Raw genomic sequence first — 20,312 nt, 5'->3', positions numbered from 1 at the left:
ATACTCGTTCCCTCCGCGGGTGGCCTCACATGTCGCCCTGAGAGTTCACGCGTTAGACGGTCGGCCGCCGTCCTGGCGCGCCCGCGGAGCCGACCGGCCAGGACAATTTCTATGACGTGCGCACCACGCCGGTGGAAACCCGGCGACATGGTGACGTGGACGTACTACACCCACGCTCACCCGACTATTACTGTTCGCCCGGGCACCTGTGTGCTCGATGATGATCGTGGCATTGTGCTGTGGATTGCTCCCGGCACCGAAGTTCTGCTTCCGGTGCTCGACAACGGCTCGCCCTTGCGTCGAGCTGGGGATGAGGGGATGTTTACGGCCCACCGGGTGCAGTCCAAACAGCTGTGGACAGGCAATGGCATTTTGATGATCGGCCTGCCTGACACCCCGTTTTCGGTGTGGCTGTTTTATAAAGACGATGGCTCGTTAGGTTGTTACTACATCAATCTTGAAACACCGTATGAACGCACCGATGAGGGGATCAGGTCCCGGGATTTGGTGCTCGATATGGTGGTTTTGCCGCGGCGCGACTTCCATTACAAGGACGAAGACGAGTTAGAGGGCGCGCAGCGGACCGGCTATTTCACAGCGGAGGAAGTGGCCCGCATCCGCGAGTACGGTCGGCAAGCGGAGAAGGTGGTCACCGGGTGGAAGTATCCGTTTAACGCGGGCTGGGAACACTTTTTCCCGAATCCGGCGTGGCCTATCCCCCAGCTGCCCGCTCACTACACCTGGGATCTGGACCTCACGTTGAAGCGTTGAGATCACAGTTGGGGCTGCATAGCAGGAGGCTGGGTGGAATCTACGGCGCGCATCGCGAGGCGAGAGGTGCGGCTTGCGGCGCGAGGTGGGGGCTACGAGCACAAGAGCTGAAGCGTTTTTATATGTTTTTATACGCGGGTATGCCGGTCTTTTAGCACTTCGCGCAAAGCTCTAACGAATGCCCGGGCATCCCGAGGTTTGCACCGCGTAAATTTTGCGAGCCTTCGATCACTCATCCCGGGGTAGGGCGTCCCTTCCAGGGCTATCCGACTATGCCGCAATCCACGCCAACGGCGTACCCGTTCGACTTGATCGAGTGCAATTTGGGCGACTCCCAGAACAGCCCCGGACCTGCCGTTGGCGGCTCCGAGCAGAATCCGTTCGGTCGTTAACACTGCCAGATGGCGGGCACGACGCCCCCGCCCGAACGGTTGCGAGGTGGCGAGGGCAGATAGACACTCTTCGTCAGGTCTGAGCATATTGCCGATGTCGCGAACCACGCTGGGCGGCCCAGCCCTATGTTTCAGGCCCGACAACACCTCGAGATAGTCCGGGCGCATCCCCTTCAAAACCACCTCGAGTTCATGCATCCGCATGCCTAGCCACCGTCCTTTCGCCCCGCTTTTATTGTATGCGCTGCCCCACTGCCAAACCCGGATGCGAGGCGATGAGCAGCTCCCTGGAGCACGACGGGACGGTGAATCGATTGGCGACGATGTTTCCGCGACAGAACCCCACTCGCCCAGGCCATGACACATCGCAAGTCACGGACCAGTGGCAAGATGGAGGAGGACACACCGCTGTGTCCCGACCATGCCGGTCTTGGACCGGCGTACGCACCATGGCCGTGCCGGCCAGACAAGGATGAGATACGTGCCCGCCACCGAAAACCTTCAGCGCGCCGAAGCCCAAGAGAGGGCGTCATTCCTCGCCACCGATTCGTACGACGTCCGTCTCGACCTGACCACGGGGCCCACCACATTTCGCACCGAAACCACGATTCGGTTCACCGCTTCGGCGGCGCGAGAAACATTCGTGGATCTGATCGCGCCGGCGGTGCACGAAATTGAGCTCAACGGCGACGTGCTACCGAACCCTGCGGAACGGTTTGACGGTGCCCGGATCAGCCTGCCCGCAGTGCGTGAAGGCGAGAATGTGGTGCGGGTCCTGGCTGACGGCGCCTACATGAACACCGGCGAAGGGCTCCATCGTTTCGTGGACCCGGTAGATGATGAGGTGTACCTCTATACCCAGTTTGAGGTGTCCGACGCCCGCCGCATGTTCGCGTGTTTTGAACAGCCCGATCTGAAAGCGACGTTCCGGTTCACGGTGACCGCCCCGGATCACTGGCGCGTCATGTCGAACTCCCCCACTCCCGAGCCGGTTCCTGCCGGAGATGGGGTCGCCACGTGGGAGTTCAGCCCCACCGAGCGCATTTCCACCTATTTAACAGCGCTGGTAGCAGGCAATTACCAGGGTGGTGAAGGCAGCGTCACCACCCGCGATGGGCGCACTATCCCGATGGGGGTGTTCGCTCGCGCGTCACTCGCCCAGTACGTGGATCCGCAGAACGTTATCGACATTACCGAAAAAGGTATCGCGTTCTACGAAGAGCGTTTCGATTGTGATTTCCCGTTCCGTAAATACGACCAGATCTTTGTGCCCGAATACAACATGGGCGCTATGGAAAATCCGGGTTGCGTCACCTACGTCGAATCCTATGTTTTCCGGTCAGAGGTCAGTGACGCGATTCGTGAACGTCGGGACCTGACGATTCTGCACGAACTGGCGCACATGTGGTTCGGTGATCTGGTCACCATGAGGTGGTGGGATGACCTGTGGCTGAATGAATCCTTCGCGGAATTCGCCTCCACCACGTGCATGGCTGAGGCCACCAAGTGGACCGGCGCCTGGACCACGTTCTCCTCGATGGAAAAGGAATGGGCGTACGCCGAGGACCAGCTGCCGTCCACTCACCCGATTGTGGCTGACATGGTGGACTTCGACGCGGTAGAAACCAACTTTGACGGCATTACCTACGCCAAGGGCGCGTCGGTGCTGCGTCAGCTGGTTGCCTATGTTGGCGAAGACGCCTTCTTCGAGGGCTTGCGCGCCTACTTCCGGGCGCACGCCTGGGGCAACACCGAGCTTAAAGACCTGCTGGTCGAGCTGGAGAAAACCAGCGGACGCGACCTTGGTACCTGGTCGAGCCTTTGGCTGGAAAAAGCTGGGGTTACGCTACTGCGCCCGGTGATTCAGCGGAGTGAGGACGGTACCGTCACTTCCTTTGCTGTGGAGCAGGAAGCGCCCGCCGACTATCCCACGCTGCGTCCGCACCGTCTGCGTATCGGCGGCTACACCCTGCAGGGTGGCCGTTTGACCCGCACTCACCAGGTGGAAATTGACGTCGACGGAGCTCGCACCGACGTTCCTGAGCTCGCGGGTCAACGTGCCGACCTGTGGCTGATCAACGACGACGACCTCGCGTACGCCAAGATCCGACTGGATGCGCAGTCTTTGGACACCGCTATTGAGCATCTGCGCGATATCGATGACTCGTTGGCCCGCACCTTGATCTGGGGCGCTGCCTGGGACATGGTGCGCGATACTGAACTGCCAGCCAGCCGGTACACCGATCTGCTGTTGGCCAATCTCACCGGTGAGCCGGATTCCTCGGTGGTTCGCACTCTGCTGGGCCGCCTGACTACCGTCACCCGCAATTACGCTGCGCCTGCTCTGCGTCAGGACCGCGCCGAGCGGGTTGCTGACGCGCTGTGGACTATGGCCAACCAGGCGAAGCCAGGGTCAGACCATCAGCTGCAGTTCCTCACCTCATTTGCAGCCCTTGCAACCACGCCTGAGCAGCTTGATCACATTCAAGGCCTGTTCGATGGCACCGAGGAACTTCCCGGTCGCGAGATCGACGTGGACCTACGTTGGAACCTGACTATTGCGTTGGCTGCCGGCGGACGTTTTGATCTCGACGATATTGACGCGGTGCTGGCTAAGGATGACACCCAGTCGGGTCGCAAGAGCGCCTACACCGCCAAGGCCGCTTTGCCAACGCCTGAGGCGAAGGCACAGGCATGGCAGATCACCGTTGAGCAGGATGAGCTCGCGAACGAGTCGGTGACTGCGGTCGCACTTGGATTCGTCCGGGTCAATGATCCGTCGTTGATCGACGAGTACACCCCCCGGTATTTCGATGCTCTGGATACGGTCTGGAACGAGCGGACCAGCGAAATCGCCACCAGGATTATCCAGGGCTACTTCCCTCGACGCTTCCCCACCGCCGAGTTGGCTGCGCGAGCCGAAGCCTGGCTTGAGGCCCATTCGCAGGCACCGATCGGGCTGCGCCGTCCGGTGCTGGAGGCCCTGGACGAGGTAAAGCGGAGCTTGCGCGTGCACGCCGCCGACATCTAGTCGCTGAATAGCCGCGAGTAACGGTCCGGGGCACGCCGAGGTGGTGGGCCCCGGACCGTTATTCGCTTTAATGAGGGCCAGGGCTCTGGCCCGTGCGCCAGCGACCTCGGACCGCACGCCAGCGGCCTTGGGCCGGGCGTTGACTTGTTACCTGTTCACGGACCGGGTGTTGACTTGTTAACTGTTCGCGGACGGGGCGTCAACTTGTTCACGAACCGGGCGCCAACTTGTTCATGGACCGCGAGTCGGTGGTTCAAAGTCCGTGCGCCGATGGTCCGACCTGAGGTGTAAAGCCACGCATTGGTGTGAGGACCGCGACGACCGGGCGGGGAGCGCTGGACGCACCCGGCCCGCACGTGTCTAGGGTGGGCCCATGCTTGAGACCGTCCTATCACTTGACGCATCACAGCTCACCGAGCATCCGCTGCTTCGTGCCGAAGGCAAAATCGATCAGGCGACGACCGTGCTCGAGCACGGGAAGAACTGGCTGCTGTCAGGCGGGGTGCAGATTCTCGTCATCTTAGTGCTGGCCTTTGTCACCAGGATCGCGGCTGGCTGGCTCATTAACCGGATCTTCCGCACCATGCTCGCGGGCAGCTCCACCCTGCGCTCGATGACAAATGCGGTGGTGCGACGAAGCGCCAGTTCTCGGGACGAAAAAACTGCTCAGGCACGGCGGAAACAGCGCGCCGAAACTCTGTCCCAGGTGTGCCGGAATGTTGCGTCCGCAGCCATCATCGTCATCGCAATCATCATGATTCTGTCTGCGCTTGGCATCAATATTGCGCCGATTATCGCCGGTCTCGGGGTGGCTGGACTCGCCGCCGGTATCGGCGCCCAAACCATCATTAAAGATGTGATCGCCGGGATCATGATGCTGTTTGAGGACATGATCGGCGTCGGCGACATTGTTGACCTCCAGTTTGCCTCCGGAACCGTTGAGAACATCAATTTGCGGGTCACTCAGGTGCGCGGCATCGACGGCGTGCTGTGGTCAGTGCGCAACGGTGAAATCATTCGTATCGGCAATAAGTCGCGGGGCTTTGCTAACGCGATGGTGATGCTCGACCTCGACCAGACCAACGACGATGCCAAAGTCACCGACGTGTTGGACCGCATCGTGCAGGAGATCAGCGAGGATCCCACCTGGCATGATCGCCTCTACGAAGTCCCGACGGTTAGCGGCATCTTAGCGGTCGATGGCGCCCGGTATCAGCGGCGGGTGCTTGGCAAAACCTCTCCGGGAGCACAATGGGATGTTGAGCAGGAGCTGCGCCGTCGAATCCGACGCGAGTTCACGCGTGAAGGGATCACGTTTGCCCTGCCGCGGTTCCAGGAGGCACAACAGTAGCCGGGTGTGTGCCTACCCGCTCGCGGATAGTCGTTATTCGCGGAAGCTGAGCGGTGGGTTTGTGTACCGTTCAAGCACGTCGCGGGCTTCAGCGTCCAGCCGCACAGGTTTTCCGGTGCTCGCGTCCACGGTCACGAGCGCGGTCCGAGCCGCCGCATACGGGTCGCGGCCATCTGGATCATCCCTGGTGAGAATCAGATAATCGATGGTGAGGCTGGCTCCGCCGAGTTTGGAAATCCACAGCCGCACAATCACGCCGTCACGGCGGTAGCCCAGCTGGCGTCGATATTCGACTCGATTCGAGGCGACCACGGTGTGGACCTGGCTATCGGCACCGGTCACGGGAAGAGCGGTCGGGTAATTCACGGCGCCGAGGGCTATATGGTCTGCAGGGGCCTGCCAAAATGCTTGAACCCTCGCCTCTTCTAACAACCGCATGATCGAGACGTTATTGACATGGCGGTATCCGTCGAGATCTTCCCAGCGGATCGGTAACGGAATATCCAAAAAGGCCATGCGCCTAGTCTGGCATGCTGAACGCACCGTGCATCCGACCCGCCATGCTGGCTTCGTCTATGGCCTGACCTGCGCACCCCACTGGACCGTGCTTAGAGTGCTCTTTTCCACGAGGAGCCGTACCCTCGTCAACCCACCACGCACCAACTCAACCCACCACGTACTATTGCGCGATGCCTGCTATTGGATCACGCTCACGACTGCGAAGTGACACGCGCTCTTCGCTAGTCCTGCTTCCGCGTCACCGGTAATACTTGTTCTTTTGAAGCGATACTGCCCCTGAAAGGAGCGGCGCATGCCCCACAGCCCGGCCGATACGTTGCTATCCCTGCTCGACCTTACCCCCGCCAGGGATGCCTCCGGCGCTGTCATTCCCGATCGCTTCATTGGTCCCACTGAGTCTCATCCTGGTGGTCATGTTTTTGGCGGTCAAGTGATGGGACAGGCGGTCGTCGCGGCGGGGCGAACCGTCGCGGAAGATCGGCACATCCATTCCATGCACGCTTATTTTCTGCGTGCCGGCGATCCGCGCGAACAGATTTCATTTGAGGTGGAGCGGCTTCGCGATGGCAACTCTTTTACGGCCCGTCGGGTCATGGCTATCCAGCATGAACGGCCCATTTTGGTGATGACCGCTTCCTTCCAGATGATGCAGGACGGGTTAGAACACCAGGATTGTGCACCGGATGCCCCAGACCCGGATACCTTGCCTACCACCGCCGAGGTTTTGGACGGGGTGGATCATCCCACGGCGCGATACTGGTCGACTGCACGACCGATTGACATCCGGCACGTAACCGACCCGATCTATATCGATCCGGCAGGTGAGGCGTGCGCACAGCAAATGGTGTGGATGCGTGCGATCAGTCCCATCGATGCGCCAGATCTGGTGCACGACGCTATTTTGGCGTTCGCCACCGACTACACGCCCTTCGAGCCGATCCTGCGTCGACATGGCCTGGCCTGGTCTACCCCGGGTGTGCGGGCTGCGAGCCTCGACCATGCGATCTGGTGGCATCGTCGACCGAACATCAATCAGTGGATGCTTTACGTGCAGCAGTCACCCTCTGCGTCGGGCGGGCGCGGGCTAACCACCGGCAAGGTGTTTTCCCGCGACGGAAGCTTGCTCGCAACCGTCACGCAGGAAGGGATGCTGAGGCCCCCGCGCCGGTCATAGAGTTGTCCACACCCGTAGAGGAGAGGACCATTCCCGCAGCGGTTGGTCCTGGTCGCCATGGCGAGGCTATACCCGCGGGAGAATTGGGGGCGGTGCGTAGCCCGCGCTCAGCCCATCGCAGCGTTTCCATCGGCCTGCGCTTTCTTCAGCCCGTCGGCAGCGGGAATCCGACCCATCAGAATCTCTTGGAAGGTCGGCATCGCCGCGGTGAGACCGGCGTTCGCTTTGGCACCGGTGTCGGCCTGAACAGAGTGCTTCGCCGCCGCGATGAACTGGTTGACGTCAACGTTCTTCGCTTTCCAGAAGTCCACGAAGTCTTTTTGCACATCGCGATGAGCGGGGAAGGCCACCCCGTGGGTGGCAATCGGTCGCTGGCCCTCAGCACTACCGAGCCAGCTCAGCAGTTTCGTCGCGCCTTCTTTGTTCTTAGTTTTGGCATTTCCCGCCGCAACCACCCCGTGCACAACGGATAGTCCACCGGCGGGCCCCGCCACTAAGGGCGCTATCGCCCAGGGGAAGGACTGTTGGACACCCTCGTAAATATTCTTCAGGTTGTATGGACCGCTTTGAAACAGGCCCAATTTGCCTTGAATAAACAGATCGCGGGTCAGATTGCCATTCTGGTTCGTATCTGCGGCTGACGGAGCCACGACATACTTATTAATGAGATCGGACAGGTACTGGAAAGCACCCACACCTTCCGGAGAATCAAACACGTACTTGTCATGTTCTTGCCAGGTCCCGCCATTGGAGGCGAGGAAGCAGCCGATAACAGCTTGCCGGTCTGCCTGGGCATTAAACCCGTAGACCGCCCGGCGATCCTTGGCGAAGCCGTCCTCACCCGGGTGTTTACCCGCGTCATCAACGGTGAGCTTGCGGGCGGCCTCGATCAGGGTGTCTCCTGATCCGTCGCCCGGAACAAAGGTCAAGGCGCTCGGGTCAACCCCAGCGGCCTCGGTGAGTTTCTTGTTGTAGAACACCGCGATGGAATCCCATAGCTGCGGGACTCCCCACAATCCGCCATCGCGGGTGTAGAGGTCCACCACGCTTTTCTCCCATGCACCCTCGCCGTTGCCCACCTCTGTGGACACGTTCATGAGGTTCCCCGACTGCTGGAACTGAACGTAGTTCGCTGAGTTCATCCAAAAGACGTCGGCGGCGTCACCGCTGGCGATATCCAGCGGAAGTTTCGTCCAATAGCTTTCCCACGGCACCAACTGAATTTCGACCGGATAACCCGTCTGAGCGGTAAAGGCTTTAAAGGACTCCTCGTACGCGGGTTTTGCGGTGTCATCCCACAGACGAAATGTGACCGCTTTACGGTTGGAGGCTGAGCCTGAGGACTTACCGGCAGACGGCGCGGAGGGCGAACACGCTGCGAGCGCCCCCAATGCTCCGGTTGCTCCTGCGGCCATGAGGACGGCACGTCGCGTCGTCATCGGAATTCCTCTCGTCGATGGGGGTCTGACATACATTGTGCATGACCTAGCGCAGCGTCGTCGCTCCGATAGACCGAGTTATTTGACGCTGGAACACAATAAATAGCAGGGTCAACGGCAACATGGCCAAGGTGGTTGCAGCCATCACCAGCGTCCAGTTTTCGTTGTACTGAGTTTGCAGCGCAGCAGTAGCCACCGTAATTGTTCGCCAGGTCGGGGAGGATGTAATCACCAACGGCCACATGAAGTTGTTCCAGTGCGTGACCACGGTAATTAATGCGAGGGTGACGATAATGGGGCGGTTGAGCGGCACAATCAGGTGCCACAGCACCCTGAGCGGGCCAGCGCCATCAATACGCATTGCGTCCACCAGTTCATGCGGAATCGACCGGAAGTTTTCCCGCAAAAGGAAAATCGCATACGGGGAGCCGAGCACAAACGGCAGCACCAGTCCCCAGAAGGTGTCGCGCAATCCCGCTTCAGACATCATGAGGTACAGCGGAACTACGATCACGACCTGCGGCACCATCAAGGTCGCGACGTATACCCAGAAAAGAGCATCCCGGCCTGGAAACCGCAGGTTTGCAAACGCGAAGGCGGCGAGTATCGAGAAGGTGAGCTGCCCGATGAGCAGAACCAACACCATTTGTACGGTGACCGCAATAGGGGTAATAAATCCGTCGGGGCGGGTAAATAGGTCCGCGATATTGGCCAGCGTGGGTGGGGCCGGCAGCGCGAGTGGACTGTCGGTGACCAGCTGGTGTGGTGTTTTCAGCGCGGTCATCACGCTGAGCGCAAAGGGGGCGAGCGTGAGGATGGCTGCCACGAGCAGGATTGCGTAGGCGAGGATTGCCTCCCCCGCTCCGGTGCGGCGCCCGAATACGGTATGCCTACGGCTAGGCCGGGCACCTCGGCTTAATGTAATCCCTCGGCTGGATTTCATATCTCGGTGTTCGGTCATGACATGTCATAGGTGATGCGGCGAGAAAACCACCGCTGCTGCACCACTGTGATCAGCACGAGAAGCACAAATAACACCACCGCGATCGCGCTAGCCCGACCGAGCCGGAACGACACGAACGCCTCGCGATAGATCAGCGAGGCCACGACTTCCGTCCGGTGTTGTGGTCCGCCGCCGGTGAGGGCGTAGACCGTGTCGAAGACCTGGAAACTCGCGACTACCTGGGTTACCGCTAGAAAAAAGGTGGTCGGGCGCAGCAAGGGCAAGGTCATAGATGTGAGCATGCGGAATCTACCCGCACCGTCTAAAACCGCTGCTTCATAAATGGAGGTGGGGATCTTGGATAGTCCGGCCTGGAAGAACAGGGAAATGTACCCGACGTTTTGCCAGATCGCCACAAACGCTACCGCTGGCAGCGCTAGATTCAGATCGGTTAACCATTCAATGCGCACGCCGAGGATCGAATTGAGTGCGCCGCCGGTGGGTTGGAAAATCCATTTCCACACCACGCCCAGTGCCAGTGGAGCGCATACCCAGGGGATGACGATCAGAACGCGCGCTATCCCAGAGCCTGGCAGGGCTTTAACCAGCTGGGTCGCGAGCATCAGGCCGATTGCCAGTGACACCGGCACGGAAATCACGGTAAACAGCGCCGTGACCAGGAGGGAGTTGATAAGCTGCCCGTCTGCGAGCAGCCCCCGGTAATTATCTAGGCCAACGAATGTCCGGTTCCCGATGAGGTCCCAGTTGGTGAGTGAGACGTACAGGGCAAGTAGCACCGGGAACAGGAGGAAGGTGACGACCCCTATGAGCGAGGGCGCCAGCAATAGCCAGGCCCACAGGGGCCTGCGCAGTCGAATCATTGGCGCTACCTCTCGTCATTGCCCTCGCGGCTCGTGGAGCTCGCGCCCACAACCCATGGGCCCACGGGTCATGGAGGCCGCGATCACCTCACCTAGTCATTATCGGCGAGTCGAACCGCACTCGGCGTCTCGATGCAATGCGGTCATGGTCTGGCTCGAACAACGTGCGCTACCCGAGGATCAAAATTTCCCGATCATGCAATATTAAACCGTTGAGCAGACGGGTAAAGCACACGGGAGATCAGAACCCGCAGATGCCCCTGCACGTGGCCCCGCAGGTGACCAAACCCTGCGGGCGTGCGATGAGGAATGTCCATCGCACGCCCACCAGTCAGGCACCAGGCCCGATACCTCAGTCCACGTATCGCACCAGACCGAGCTCTGCCCGTGAAGCCAGCACGCAGTGATCGGGAACAACCCGCAATGCATAACCGTAGTCACCGGGAATCTGGAGCGTAAACCGCGCACTATACCGACCATCTTCGCGACGGATGAGTCGAATCATGGTCGGATCGAGAATGTCTCCGCCCGCATCGACCGTACCGATGGCTGCTTCCACCGCCACATCACAATCAGCAAGTCCATTCAGATCGACATCGGCGACCAGTTCCAGCTCCTGCCCCGTGGCCAGCACGCTGCTTTCTGATTGAGAGGTGCAGACATCAGCGATCCGCAGTCCCGACCACGCATCACACACTTTCGCTTTCCACACCGAGAACTCTTCCGCCAGATCCGGGGCATCCTCAAAAACCGCCGCCGCCCGAGCCGCAGGAACATACAGTTCGTTAACGTAGTCGCGGACCATCCTGGTTGCGGTGATGCGCGGAGCGATATTCACCAGCGAATGACGGATCTTCGCCAGCCATCCCTGTGAATGCCCATGCTCATCGCGTTCATAGAACAGCGGAATAATCCGGTGCTCCAAAATGTCGTACAGAGCATCAGACTCCAAACGGTTGCGGTACGCCTGATCTGGGCTGTCCACGGTAGGAATCGTCCACCCAGCCTCGTCCGTGGCCATCTCATCCCACCAGCCATCGGAAATCGAGAAGGTGAGACCGCCATTCAAAACAGCCTTCATTCCCGAAGTCCCTGAGGCTTCCTCGGGCCTAATCGGATTGTTCAGCCACACATCCGAACCTGCAACCAACACCGATGCCATTTTGATGTCGTAATCGGGGAGGAAAACAATGCGGTGGCGGACACCCTGCTCGTCAGCAAATTGCACCATTTTCTGCATGAACTCTTTGCCCGGACGGTCAGCCGGATGAGCTTTACCAGCGATGACGAACTGCACTGGGCGCTCAGGATCCAGCAACAGACGGCGCAGACGTTCAGGGTCCTCCAGCATCAGCGTCAAGCGTTTGTAAGTGGAGACCCGTCGGGCAAACCCGACCGTAAGGATGTTGGGGTCAAGCACCTCGCGCGTCCACCCGAGCTCCGCGGCATCGGCTCCGCGACGAAGCCACGCGCCGTGGAGGTGGGTGCGGGCCATATCCACCAGTTCTCCGCGCAGACGATTGCGCACGCCGACAATATCGTCATCGCACAGGCCACCGAGCGGCCCCCAATCGGATGCCGAAGCCATATCGACCGAGCCCATCGCTTTGCGGTAGAGCTCATCCATGTGGCCGGAGATCCAGGTGCGCCGATGCACACCATTGGTGATCGAGGTGATGGGCACCTCCGCCGCGTCAAATCCAGGGTAAAGATCCCTGAACATTTCGCGCGAGACCACCCCGTGCAGAGCCGAAACCCCGTTGGCCCGCTGGGCGAGCCTAAAGCCCATGTGCGCCATGTTGAAGGTATGCCCGTCATCTTCCTGCCCGAGGGTGAGCGCAGCCTCCACCGGCAACCCATCAATCAGACGAGACGTGCCCTGGTCACAGGCATCCAGGTAGTACCGCAACTGGGAAGTCTCGAACCGGTCGATACCTGCCGGAACCGGGGTATGGGTGGTGAAGATGGTGCCCGCACGCACCAGGCCCAGCGCAGCGTCAAAGCTATGGCCCTGCCGCATCAATTGTCCGATCCGCTCCAGACCGGAGAAGCCGGCATGCCCTTCATTCAAATGGAACACCTGCGGCTGCGGATGATCGACAAGATCACAAAACGCATGCACCGCACGCACCCCGGCAATACCGAGCACGATTTCTTGGCGGATCCGATGGGCGGGATCCCCACCGTAGAGCCGGTCGGTAATGTGGCGGGCTTCGTCGTCGTTGACCTCGATATTGGTGTCGAGTAGCAGCAGCGGGATTCGGCCCACCTGTGCCTTCCACACCTGCACCGCGACATCACGATTACCGGGCAGGGAGACGTGAACGGTCAGATGCTGGCCGGCACTATCCACAACCGGCAGGATCGGCAGGTCTGACGGATGGTTGACCTGGTAGTTTTCCTGCTGCCAACCCTCGCGGTTCAAGCTCTGGGAGAAATACCCATACTGGTAGAGCAACCCGATGCCGACCAGCGGAACACCCAGGTCGGAGGCGGATTTCAAATGGTCTCCGGCGAGAATCCCCAGCCCACCCGAGTAGATCGGCAGCGTGGGCGTCACCCCGAACTCCATCGAGAAATAGGCGATGCTCGGGACTGCGCCCGGGGTCGATTCCACCGTCCGCTGGAACCAGCGGTCCGAGGACATATACGCCTCGAGTTCACCGAGTTCACCGCGCATTCGCGCCAAAAACTCCTCGTCGCGGGCAAGTTCTGCCAGACGACCTGAGCGCACTAAGGGGAGCATCCCAATCGGGCTCTCGCCGGAGCGTGAAAATGCCTCCGGGTCGATGTATCGGAAGAGATCTTTAGTGTCCTGGCGCCACGTCCACCGCAGGTTCAAGGCAAGATCGCGCAGGGGCGTAAGTTGCTCCGGCAAGTCGGAGGCAACACGAATCGTCTGGATTGGCTTCATGCTCACAAGGTACAGGACCCTTATGAGGACGGCTCGCCACACCACTGCCGGAGCAAAGTGAGCGCGACCACGAGGGCTCTCAGCTCTCGCAGCCGCGCTCACTAACTCTCAGCGCTGCGCCACCCGGCTCAGCTGCGGGTCAGCTTGCGGTGGGTAACCCGATGGGGGCGAGCTGCCTCAGGTCCCAGTCGCTTGACCTTGTTCTCCTCGTATCCTTCAAAGTTTCCTTCAAACCAGTACCACTCTGAGGGGTTCTGGTCGGTGCCTTCATAGGCGAGAATGTGGGTGGCCACGCGGTCAAGGAACCAGCGGTCGTGAGAAACGACCACAGCGCATCCCGGGAACGCCAGCAGGGCGTTTTCCAGGGACGACAGGGTTTCCACGTCTAGGTCGTTCGTCGGCTCGTCCAGCAGGAGCAGGTTGCCACCCTGTTTCAAGGTGAGGGCCAGGTTCAAACGGTTGCGCTCACCGCCGGAAAGAACGCCCGCTTTCTTCTGCTGATCAGGGCCCTTAAATCCGAACTGCGATACATAGGCGCGGGAGGGGATCTCCACATTGCCGACGTGAATAAAGTCCAGCCCGTCGGACACAACTTCCCAGAGGGTTTTTTCCGGGTCAATGTTTTCACGGTTCTGGTCGACATAGCTGATCTTGACGGTCTCACCAATCTTCAGCTCACCGCCGTCCAAAGGTTCCAACCCGACCAGGGTTTTAAACAGCGTGGTCTTACCCACACCGTTCGGACCGACGACACCGACGATGCCGTTGCGCGGAAGCGAGAACGACAGTCCGTCGATCAGTACCCGGTCCCCGAATCCCTTCTTCAGATTCGATGCATTGATGACCACATTGCCCAGCCGCGGGCCCGGAGGAATGGTAATTTCTTCAAAGTCGAGTTTCCGGAAACGCTCCGCTTCCGCCGCCATTTCTTCATAGCGGGCCAGGCGTGCTTTAGACTTTGCCTGGCGTCCCTTCGCATTAGAACGCACCCATTCCAGTTCTTCCTTAAGACGCTTTTGCAGCTTGGCGTCTTTTTTACCCTGAACAGTTAGACGTTCCTGCTTCTTCTCGAGATAGGTCGAGTAGTTACCCTCATACGGGTAGAGGTGACCGCGATCCACTTCAGCGATCCACTGGGCAACATGGTCGAGGAAGTACCGGTCGTGGGTGACCGCAATAACCGCACCTTCGTATTTCGCCAGGTGCTGTTCGAGCCAGAGCACGCTTTCCGCATCGAGGTGGTTCGTCGGCTCGTCCAGCAGCAGCAGGTCGGGCTTTTCCAGCAGCAGTTTGCACAGGGCAACCCGTCGACGTTCACCACCGGACAGATGGGTCACCGGCTCATCCCCCGGTGGACAGCGCAGTGCATCCATGGCCTGTTCGAGCTGGGAGTCCAGATCCCAGCCGTCAGCGGCATCGATGTCGGTCTGGAGTTTACCCATCTCGTTCATGAGCGCGTCAAAATCGGCGCCCTCCTCGGCCATTTCTTCACCGATCTGGTTAAACCGCTGAACCTTGCGGTACAGCTCCCCCATGCCTTCCTGAACATTTTCGAGCACGGTCTTGGATTCATCCAGCGGGGGCTCCTGCAACAAGATGCCCACGCTGTATCCCGGGGACAGCCGGGCTTCACCATTGGACGGCTGATCGAGCCCGGCCATGATCTTTAAAATGGTGGACTTTCCCGCACCGTTCGGACCCACCATGCCGATCTTCGCGCCGGGATAGAAACTCATGGAGACGTCATCGAGAATGACCTTGTCACCGACGGCCTTACGGGCCTTGTACATGGTGTAAATGAATTCAGCCACGGAAGTGCTGTTCTCCTCTTATCTCAGATGCTGCTTAACAATGCTGCTTAACTCGGATGCTGCTCAAATCAGATGCTGGATGGTCGTAGCCAGCCTACCCGGCGACTACTGCTCACGGGCGGTTACGATGACCACCCCGACCGATTGCCCGTGATACCGCATTCATCATGCCTGTGGCACCTCACTAATGTCGCCCGCCGTACCGCATTAATCGTGCCTGTGGTACCGCCTTAGTCCAGGATGAGCCCGCGGTCTGCCAACACCGCGCGAGCAACCTGCCAGCCAGGACGTTGACCAACTGCTACAGAATCATTGGCCGGCCACAGGTGGGCATCGATCCCAAGCGCTCGGGCAGCGGCGACATTGGCCTCACGGTCATCAAAAAACACGATCCGGTTGGGGATGCTCACGCCCCCGGTCTCATGCGCTAAAGCGTCCAGCAATACCCGGTAAATCTCGGGGTCGGGTTTGGAGATTTTTTCTTCGCCCGAGAACACCCCGAGGCAAACCGCTTCAAACCAGTCGGCCTGTCGCACCGCTTCAGCGAAGGTTGCCGGCGCATTGGAAAGCACCGCGATCCGGGTCCCGGAGCGTGCAAGGTCGTGGAGAAGTGCCCGGCTTTCGGGAGCGAGCCGAAGCCAGTAGGCATTATCCGCTGCGGCGAGATCCTCGACCTCGTCCTCGGTCAGCTCGTCAATCCCTGCGGCCTCAGCCAGGTGGTCGTAGTAGTCCCCGGCATCCACGGCGCCAGAGTCGAAGGCCGACCGTGCTGACCAGTAGGCTTTGCTGATCTCTGTCCGGTCACCACCGAGGATCTCGTGCAGGGCATCCACGGGGTCGGTGCCGGCACTGAGAACACCCCCGAAATCGAACACCACCGTCACGGCGCTCTCGCGTGTCCGTGTTTTCTTTGCGCTCATGGTTTCTCCTTGCGAGGTTGCCGGCACTGTAACGCGGTGCGATACCGACATACATTGCGATACCAACACGCAGTGCGATACGGAACTGAATACACCCTGCGATTAATGTGCGGCCTCCGATGTGCCGGTGCACGTGGGCAGGCCCTGCGCATTACCTGTCTTCCCAATGGCGGTAACCGCACGAATCGCGTCATCCAATGTATTCACGCGAACCACCTGAAGGTTCTCGGGGATGTGACCGACCACCTGTGAGCAGTTGGCTGCGGGGGCAAGGAAGAACCGCGCTCCCCCACTGTGGGCACCGATCATCTTTTGCCGAATACCACCAATAGAGCCTACTTGCCCCTGTGCATCGATGGTTCCGGTGCCCGCGATGTTCTGGCCACCGGTCAACGAGCCGGGGGTTAAGGTGTCATAAACCCCGAGCGCGAACATCATGCCTGCGCTGGGACCTCCCACATCTTGCAAGTTAATGGATACGTCAAAGGGGAATTGGTAGCCGTCGCTGAGCACGACGCCCATAAGCGAGCGTCCGTCCACCACTTTGGTGGGCACCTCAAGCTTGAGATCGCGACCGTTCCGACGCACCACCACCGGAATTTTCTGTCCAGCAGGCGAAGAACCAGCTAAGGTGCGATACCCCTGCGCATCCGCCTCGGTTTCCCCACGTAAAGCGATGATCCGATCACCAGGCTCGAGCACCCCGAGGGCCGCCGCATCGTGTCCGACTCCCGCCACGATCACTGACCGTTGATACGGAATCTTCAGCGCGCTCAATGCTGCTGCCACTGCCAAGTCCTGCGAGGTCGTCATCTGAACGGTGTTGACCAGCTGAACCTGCGACTGCGATTGTCCTGGAGGGAAGAATGCTTCCCGAGGAGCAACCGCTTCGTCGCTATTGAGCCAGGCCTTGAGAACATCGGTGGCGTGCACCGTATTCCCAGGGGCTCCCTCCACCGACACGGTGGTCATACTGAGCGCTCCGGAAGTGGTGTAGGTCTGGTGGCCCTTCACGTCGATAATCTTGGTTCCCTGCGGGGCGCCCAGCGTGTTAAACGCTGGACCGGGTTTTTCGATCACGTAGGGGACCGGTATGAGCAATCCAATCAACAGGGTGAAACACATTCCCAGCAGGCCCACAACGCCCGCATAAGGTCGCCACCTCAATTTCTTCGTGGGGGGCGTATCCTGCGTACCCGATAACCCAACCGGCGATGTCGGCACCGGGTTCTCAGACGCAGCAGACTGCACGTCGTGTGGCATACGGTGCGGGGACTGATCGCCCGGCGAACGGTCGTCGGCGAAGGAACTCATCTGTCCATTGTGCCGCACAGGTCTTCCTAGGCGCGTATTCACACAGCCTTCACCCCGACCCCGATACGCTGGAGTAGTCAGTACCCGCTGAACCACCCGATTAATCGGAGGAGTTCGGCATCCCGATCCGACGAGGCTGGAGCACGCCGTGACCAATCCATCGCATACACCTGGTCCCGACGAGGAGAACCTGCGCGCCTTTCTCGAGCAGATCTTCGGCGGACAGTTGCCTCCGGGCACCTTAGATGGCATGGACTTAGGCGAGCTCGCCCGCCAAGCTGGTCTGCCCACTGATCCCGTGCAACTACGAGCCGCTGCCGCTCAGATGCAACACCTCATGGCCCAGGGTGGGGACGGACCGGTGAACTGGACACTGGGCCGGGATCTCGCTCGGCAGACCGCCCATGGCGCGGTGCGGATGCCGGGCATGCCTGAGCCGAAGGGATCACCCGGTGATCCCGCCCCGAATCCGACCCAGGTGCGAAATCTCGTGGAGGCCGCCCATGTGGCGAGCCTGTGGCTGGGTCAGGTGGTCGACGTCGATGTGCCTACAGCGCCCCCGGCTGTGTGGAGCCGCGCTACCTGGGTGGAAAAAACCCTTCCCCGCTGGCAGAAGACGGTGGAACCGGTCTCGCTGTATATGGCGCGGGCCATCGGCGACGCGTTGAAGCATCAAATGGGTGAGATGCCCTCGGTCCCGGGTGTCGGTGATGTCTCCGAGATGCTGACCCGAATGGGTGGCACCATGTTCGGCGTTCAGTTCGGCCATGCCATTGGATCGCTGGCCCGCGAGGTGTTTGGCGGTACGGATCTCGGCCTGCCTCTGGTCCCCGATGCGCAACCGTCCCTGTTGGCTGCCAATATCAATGACTTCCTGGACGGAACCGATCTCGATCCGTCGGCCTTACGAATCTTCTTGGCCGCGCGGGAAGTAGCCCACTGTGCGCTTTTCCGCAGCACTCCGTGGCTCGCAGAGCACCTCTTCGGAGCGATTGAGGACTACGCCCGCGGGATCACGCTTGATCTGGGCCACCTTGAAGACATGATGCGGGATCTTGATGTCTCGGATCCGTCGGCTCTGTCCGGTGCCCTGCCAGAAGGGGTGTTCGAGTTCACCCGGTCCGAATCGCAGGAACGGGCGCTGGAAGAACTCGCCACCACGCTGGCCCTGATTGAAGGCTGGGTAGATCATGTGGTGGCTCAAGCCCTCGATGGAAAATTGCCGCGGCTCGATGCCATGCGCGAGACCATCCGCCGTCGTCGCGCCTCCGGCGGGCCAGCCGAGCAGATGTTGGCTGCAGTGGTGGGCCTTGAGCTTCGTCCGCGTCGAATTCGTGAGGCTCTTTCCTGGTGGGACGCGGTATTCGCCACCGAAGGTGCTGCGGGCCGCGAACGAGTCTGGGGGCACCCGGACCTGTTACCTAGCTCCGATGTCCTATCGGGAACTCCGCAACCTCCGCGCCCCGCTGCTCAGGCTGATGCATCATCCTCGGGATCCTCACCATGCGCCCAGTCCGGGACCGCCGGGGATCAGCCTGGACCCGAGCAGGTCTCCCTTCCCGAGGACTTCGACGCCGAGTTGGAAAAGTTGCTGCGCGGCGAAGGAGCGGAGAACGCGCCGCGTGAGGACACCTCTGGTGGGGTGAGCAGCGGCAAGGTGAATGCTGATGAGCTCGGCACCAGCGGGAATGGGGCCTACGCCCCGGATCAGGCTGGCCGCGGATCGGACGGCGAGGATGATCACGGGCCGGATCACGATGATGACCATGGCCGATCAGAGGGCAAACCCGACGGCCCGTCGAACGACAACCCCGACGGCCACGACGGTCACCACGATGGCCCCTCAGGCGGCAACGCACCCGGTACGCCAACCCGATGAACTCAAGCCCCACCACCCAGCGGCCCGCACCCCCGCTGGATGCATTTCTGGATGCATTTCGTCGAGAATTTGATGCGTGCGGACCAGCGGTCGATCCCGATCTGCTCGCCGAATACCGCACGCTGCTCGATCACGACTCGAGTGCGCTCTGGAAGTCCGGACCGCCTGAGCACTTCACCGCGAGCGCGCATGTCATTGACGCCGCTGGTTGTCACCTTGCACTGGTGTTACATCGCAAACTAGAACGCTGGTTGCAACCGGGCGGACACCTCGAACCGGGCGAGCCCTCATTTGAGCAGGCGGCCCGTCGTGAAGTAGCTGAGGAGCTTGGGCTCTCCTCCAGCGACCTGGAACGCGTCGTCCAAGGCCCAGCCATTTTGAACCGTCATCGGCTCACATCGGCGTTTCATCGATGCCGCACCCACTGGGATGTCCAGTTCCTGTTCCGCACCCGGGGTGAAGCCTCTGAGGTGCCTCTGCGATGCAGCGATGAAAGCGTTGCGGTGGCATGGCATCGACTGGATCAGCTGCCAGCTACCGTGATCAGCGACCTTCCGGACACGCTGCGCAAACTCAACCTGGTTCGCGTTTAATCCACGTCATTCGCATCGGGCTGGTCCCGGGCAAAAGCCACGCCTTCGAGGAAACCTCGGGCGCGTTCAGCGCGGGGGTAGCGCTGCATCCATGCCCAAAAATCAGGCCCGTGGTCGGGAACTAGCAGGTGCGTGAGTTCATGCAGCAGCACATAGTGAAAAACCCATGCGGGCATCGTGCGTAACCGCGACGACAACCGGATAGTGCCGTCAGCCGGGGTGCATGATCCCCATCGACTGTTTTGGCGGGTAGACCAGGTGACGCTAACCGGAACCGCTAGCGAGTCTAGGTATTCTCGCGACAGCCGGGTTGCCAGGTCCATCAGCTCCGCATCGCCCAGGTTGCGCGATGAATCCCGCCGGGCAAGGCGAGCGACCAT

General features: G+C 60.4%; 16 protein-coding genes. 6 read left to right on the top strand and 10 right to left on the bottom strand.

Features of this window, described 5'->3' with window-relative positions:
- Window positions 1–111: 111 nt before the first annotated feature.
- Window positions 112–771 carry a DUF402 domain-containing protein gene (locus BN1724_RS11375; protein ID WP_058235453.1) on the top strand — a complete coding sequence of 220 codons (660 nt, stop codon included), beginning with the start codon at window positions 112–114 and terminating at the stop codon, window positions 769–771.
- 128 nt (window positions 772–899) lie between these two features.
- Here BN1724_RS11375 and BN1724_RS11370 read toward each other — a convergent pair whose 3' ends face one another.
- Complete coding sequence (locus BN1724_RS11370) at window positions 900–1,367, bottom strand: hypothetical protein (protein ID WP_058235452.1); 468 nt, start codon at window positions 1,365–1,367, stop codon at window positions 900–902.
- 277 nt (window positions 1,368–1,644) lie between these two features.
- Between BN1724_RS11370 and pepN the strand changes: the two genes are divergently transcribed.
- Window positions 1,645–4,194, top strand: a complete 2,550-nt coding sequence (pepN, locus tag BN1724_RS11365) for an aminopeptidase N (protein WP_058235451.1) — start codon at window positions 1,645–1,647, stop codon at window positions 4,192–4,194.
- 373 nt (window positions 4,195–4,567) lie between these two features.
- Complete coding sequence (locus tag BN1724_RS11360; RefSeq protein WP_084253019.1) at window positions 4,568–5,545, top strand: mechanosensitive ion channel family protein; 978 nt, start codon at window positions 4,568–4,570, stop codon at window positions 5,543–5,545.
- Between the two features lie 33 nt (window positions 5,546–5,578).
- Here BN1724_RS11360 and BN1724_RS11355 read toward each other — a convergent pair whose 3' ends face one another.
- Entirely contained in the window at window positions 5,579–6,061 is a 483-nt protein-coding gene (locus BN1724_RS11355; protein WP_058235450.1) for an acyl-CoA thioesterase, read from the bottom strand.
- Window positions 6,062–6,356: 295 nt separating this feature from the next.
- Here BN1724_RS11355 and BN1724_RS11350 point away from each other — a divergent pair, with 295 nt between their 5' ends.
- Window positions 6,357–7,238 carry an acyl-CoA thioesterase gene (locus BN1724_RS11350; protein ID WP_058235449.1) on the top strand — a complete coding sequence of 294 codons (882 nt, stop codon included), beginning with the start codon at window positions 6,357–6,359 and terminating at the stop codon, window positions 7,236–7,238.
- Window positions 7,239–7,345: 107 nt separating this feature from the next.
- Here the strand turns inward: BN1724_RS11350 and BN1724_RS11345 are convergent, their stop codons facing one another.
- The 7 genes from BN1724_RS11345 to BN1724_RS11315 all read right to left on the bottom strand — a co-directional run bounded on the left by BN1724_RS11345 (window position 7,346) and on the right by BN1724_RS11315 (window position 17,460).
- Window positions 7,346–8,677 carry an ABC transporter substrate-binding protein gene (locus BN1724_RS11345; RefSeq protein WP_058235448.1) on the bottom strand — a complete coding sequence of 444 codons (1,332 nt, stop codon included), beginning with the start codon at window positions 8,675–8,677 and terminating at the stop codon, window positions 7,346–7,348.
- Between the two features lie 46 nt (window positions 8,678–8,723).
- Window positions 8,724–9,638: a carbohydrate ABC transporter permease gene (locus BN1724_RS11340; RefSeq protein ID WP_231928242.1), complete on the bottom strand. Its 915-nt coding sequence runs from the start codon at window positions 9,636–9,638 to the stop codon at window positions 8,724–8,726.
- Window positions 9,635–10,501, bottom strand: coding sequence for a carbohydrate ABC transporter permease (locus tag BN1724_RS11335; protein WP_058235447.1), 867 nt, complete (start codon window positions 10,499–10,501; stop codon window positions 9,635–9,637). The genes BN1724_RS11340 and BN1724_RS11335 overlap by 4 nt, the downstream gene beginning before the upstream one ends.
- A gap of 352 nt (window positions 10,502–10,853) precedes the next feature.
- Window positions 10,854–13,415 carry an alpha-glucan family phosphorylase gene (glgP, locus tag BN1724_RS11330; RefSeq protein ID WP_058235446.1) on the bottom strand — a complete coding sequence of 854 codons (2,562 nt, stop codon included), beginning with the start codon at window positions 13,413–13,415 and terminating at the stop codon, window positions 10,854–10,856.
- 128 nt (window positions 13,416–13,543) lie between these two features.
- Window positions 13,544–15,226, bottom strand: a complete 1,683-nt coding sequence (gene ettA, locus BN1724_RS11325; protein ID WP_058235445.1) for an energy-dependent translational throttle protein EttA — start codon at window positions 15,224–15,226, stop codon at window positions 13,544–13,546.
- Window positions 15,227–15,456: 230 nt separating this feature from the next.
- Complete coding sequence (locus tag BN1724_RS11320) at window positions 15,457–16,146, bottom strand: HAD family hydrolase (RefSeq protein ID WP_058235444.1); 690 nt, start codon at window positions 16,144–16,146, stop codon at window positions 15,457–15,459.
- A 102-nt stretch (window positions 16,147–16,248) separates the two neighbouring features.
- Complete coding sequence (locus BN1724_RS11315) at window positions 16,249–17,460, bottom strand: YlbL family protein (protein WP_172797124.1); 1,212 nt, start codon at window positions 17,458–17,460, stop codon at window positions 16,249–16,251.
- A 148-nt stretch (window positions 17,461–17,608) separates the two neighbouring features.
- Here BN1724_RS11315 and BN1724_RS11310 point away from each other — a divergent pair, with 148 nt between their 5' ends.
- Both BN1724_RS11310 and BN1724_RS11305 read left to right on the top strand, forming a co-directional pair.
- Window positions 17,609–19,339: a zinc-dependent metalloprotease gene (locus BN1724_RS11310; protein WP_058235442.1), complete on the top strand. Its 1,731-nt coding sequence runs from the start codon at window positions 17,609–17,611 to the stop codon at window positions 19,337–19,339.
- Window positions 19,336–19,932, top strand: a complete 597-nt coding sequence (locus BN1724_RS11305) for an NUDIX hydrolase (protein WP_084253016.1) — start codon at window positions 19,336–19,338, stop codon at window positions 19,930–19,932. The genes BN1724_RS11310 and BN1724_RS11305 overlap by 4 nt, the downstream gene beginning before the upstream one ends.
- Here BN1724_RS11305 and BN1724_RS11300 read toward each other — a convergent pair.
- Entirely contained in the window at window positions 19,929–20,312 is a 384-nt protein-coding gene (locus BN1724_RS11300) for a M48 metallopeptidase family protein (protein ID WP_231928241.1), read from the bottom strand. The two genes, BN1724_RS11305 and BN1724_RS11300, sit on opposite strands and share 4 nt — an antisense overlap.

Origin of the sequence: Devriesea agamarum (genome assembly GCF_900070355.1) — a bacterium.
Taxonomy (GTDB): Bacteria; Actinomycetota; Actinomycetes; order Actinomycetales; family Dermabacteraceae; genus Devriesea; species Devriesea agamarum.
Note: the sequence above shows the minus strand (reverse complement) of the source record. Positions and strands in the feature narration are given on the sequence as shown.

Excerpts from the sequence above, each read along its gene's own strand:
- glgP (WP_058235446.1), bottom strand. The coding sequence starts at position 13,415 with ATGAAGCCAATCCAGACGATTCGTGTTGCCTCCGACTTGCCGGAGCAA.
- BN1724_RS11345 (WP_058235448.1), bottom strand. The coding sequence starts at position 8,677 with ATGACGACGCGACGTGCCGTCCTCATGGCCGCAGGAGCAACCGGAGCA.
- BN1724_RS11350 (WP_058235449.1), top strand. The coding sequence starts at position 6,357 with ATGCCCCACAGCCCGGCCGATACGTTGCTATCCCTGCTCGACCTTACC.
- BN1724_RS11340 (WP_231928242.1), bottom strand. The coding sequence starts at position 9,638 with ATGACCGAACACCGAGATATGAAATCCAGCCGAGGGATTACATTAAGC.
- BN1724_RS11375 (WP_058235453.1), top strand. The coding sequence starts at position 112 with ATGACGTGCGCACCACGCCGGTGGAAACCCGGCGACATGGTGACGTGG.
- BN1724_RS11305 (WP_084253016.1), top strand. The coding sequence starts at position 19,336 with ATGAACTCAAGCCCCACCACCCAGCGGCCCGCACCCCCGCTGGATGCA.
- BN1724_RS11370 (WP_058235452.1), bottom strand. The coding sequence starts at position 1,367 with ATGCGGATGCATGAACTCGAGGTGGTTTTGAAGGGGATGCGCCCGGAC.
- BN1724_RS11315 (WP_172797124.1), bottom strand. The coding sequence starts at position 17,460 with ATGAGTTCCTTCGCCGACGACCGTTCGCCGGGCGATCAGTCCCCGCAC.
- BN1724_RS11360 (WP_084253019.1), top strand. The coding sequence starts at position 4,568 with ATGCTTGAGACCGTCCTATCACTTGACGCATCACAGCTCACCGAGCAT.
- BN1724_RS11355 (WP_058235450.1), bottom strand. The coding sequence starts at position 6,061 with ATGGCCTTTTTGGATATTCCGTTACCGATCCGCTGGGAAGATCTCGAC.
- BN1724_RS11320 (WP_058235444.1), bottom strand. The coding sequence starts at position 16,146 with ATGAGCGCAAAGAAAACACGGACACGCGAGAGCGCCGTGACGGTGGTG.
- BN1724_RS11300 (WP_231928241.1), bottom strand. The coding sequence starts at position 20,312 with ATGGTCGCTCGCCTTGCCCGGCGGGATTCATCGCGCAACCTGGGCGAT.
- BN1724_RS11335 (WP_058235447.1), bottom strand. The coding sequence starts at position 10,501 with ATGATTCGACTGCGCAGGCCCCTGTGGGCCTGGCTATTGCTGGCGCCC.